Consider the following 1,402-nt stretch of genomic DNA (forward strand, 5'->3'; position numbering starts at 1 on the left):
TCATTTTGCCGAGTTCCTTAACAATAGTTCTCTCGCTGGCCTTAGGATACTCTCCTCACCCACCTGTGTCGGTTTACGGTACGGGCACCTTTAACCTCGGTAGAGACTTTTCTCGACAGTGTGAAATCAGCTACTTCGCCCGAAAGGGCTCCCCATCGTACCCTAGCATTATCAAGACGGATTTGCCTATCTTGACTGCCTCAGTACTTAGCCACACATAACCAACAGTGTGGTTAGCTTATCCTACTGTGTCATCCCATTCCTCAAACGGTTATTGGTGGTACAGGAATATCAACCTGTTGTCCATCACCTACGCCTTTCGGCCTCGGCTTAGGTCCCGACTAACCCAGGGCGGACGAACCTTCCCCTGGAAACCTTGGGTTTACGGCCCGTGGGATTCTCACCCACGTCTCGCTACTCATGCCAACATTCTCACTCGTATACTGTCCACATGTCCTTACGGTCATGCTTCAGCCTGCATACGAAGCTCCCCTACCCATCATAAATGATGCCGTAGCTTCGGTAGTACGTTTTAGCCCCGGAAATTTTCGGCGCAGGATCACTCGACCAGTGAGCTATTACGCACTCTTTAAATGAGTGGCTGCTTCTAAGCCAACATCCTGGTTGTCTGTGCAATCCCACATCCTTTACCACTTAACGTACATTTAGGGACCTTAGCTGACGATCTGGGCTGTTGCCCTCTTGACTATGAATCTTATCACCCACAGTCTGACTCCTGAGCAAAAGAAGACGGCATTCGGAGTTTGATAGTCTTCGGTAAGTGCAATACCCCCTAGGACATTCAGTGCTCTACCTCCGTTTCTCTAAGCTCAAGGCTAGCCCTAAAGCTATTTCGGGGAGAACCAGCTATCTCCGGGCTCGATTGGAATTTCACCGCTATCCACAAGTCATCCCCGAGCTTTTCAACGCTCGTGGGTTCGGTCCTCCACGAAATTTTACTTTCGCTTCAACCTGCTCATGGATAGGTCGCCCGGTTTCGGGTCTACGTCAAGTAACTTAAGTCGCCCATTTAAGACTCGCTTTCGCTACGGCTCCACACCTTAAGTGCTTAACCTTGCTACTTAACGTAACTCGTTGGCCCGTTCTACAAAAAGTACGCGGTCACACAAGAAATGTGCTCCCACAGCTTGTAAGTGCAGGGTTTCAGGTTCTATTTCACTCCCCTCCCGGGGTTCTTTTCACCTTTCCCTCACGGTACTATGCGCTATCGGTCACTAGGTAGTATTTAGGCTTGGAGGATGGTCCCTCCTGCTTCCCACAGGGTTTCACGTGTCCCGTGGTACTCTGGATCATATCTGAAGTCTTCTCGTTTTGACTACGTGGCTGTTACACTTTATAGCGGAGCTTTCCAACTCTCTTCGTCTACAATAGCCTCTTCGTT

1 rRNA gene (only partly in view) is annotated in these 1,402 nt (G+C 49.7%); it reads right to left on the reverse strand.

Annotation, left to right across the window (positions count from 1 at the left end):
• A 23S ribosomal RNA gene (locus ABHC41_RS14655) occupies positions 1-1,402 on the reverse strand; its annotated part reaches 1,186 nt to the left of the window's first position; the annotation flags it as partial.

The organism is Romboutsia sp. 1001216sp1 (assembly GCF_039841805.1).
GTDB lineage: Bacteria > Bacillota > Clostridia > Peptostreptococcales > Peptostreptococcaceae > Romboutsia_C > Romboutsia_C hominis.